Origin of the sequence: Novilysobacter selenitireducens, assembly GCF_020026895.1 — a bacterium.
In the GTDB taxonomy this organism is placed as follows: domain Bacteria; phylum Pseudomonadota; class Gammaproteobacteria; order Xanthomonadales; family Xanthomonadaceae; genus Lysobacter_C; species Lysobacter_C selenitireducens.
Genome location: NZ_JAINZW010000061.1, coordinates 1 through 289, shown reverse-complemented (window position 1 = coordinate 289; position 289 = coordinate 1). Strand labels below are relative to the sequence as shown.

1 protein-coding gene is annotated in these 289 nt (G+C 52.6%); it reads left to right on the top strand.

The features are described from left to right. Positions 1 to 52 precede the first annotated feature (52 nt). Complete coding sequence (locus K6753_RS14870) at positions 53 to 172, top strand: phosphatidylinositol-specific phospholipase C domain-containing protein (RefSeq protein WP_223677177.1); 120 nt, start codon at positions 53 to 55, stop codon at positions 170 to 172. Positions 173 to 289: the final 117 nt, after the last annotated feature.

The following is a 289-nucleotide window of genomic DNA, read 5'->3' as shown; positions in this document are numbered from 1 at the left end:
CCTTGCGAAGCCGCCCATCAAGGAGCCCGTACAGTTCGATGGCTCGCACCCGTTGACAGAATATTTTATCTCCTCGAGCCATAACACGTATCTTCTCGCAAATCAGCTGTATGGGGCGGCCAGTGCGCAGGCGTATACCACCGGTACGTTCGGATCTGCGTTCGTGATCTAGGGATCGCCCAGACTTCGCACTTTGTTCCTTTTGTCCATATGGGTGATTTGTACTGAGATGATACTAGCTCTACACGGTCTAGCTGCCAGATCTCCCGCCAAATGCGTTGAAATCGAC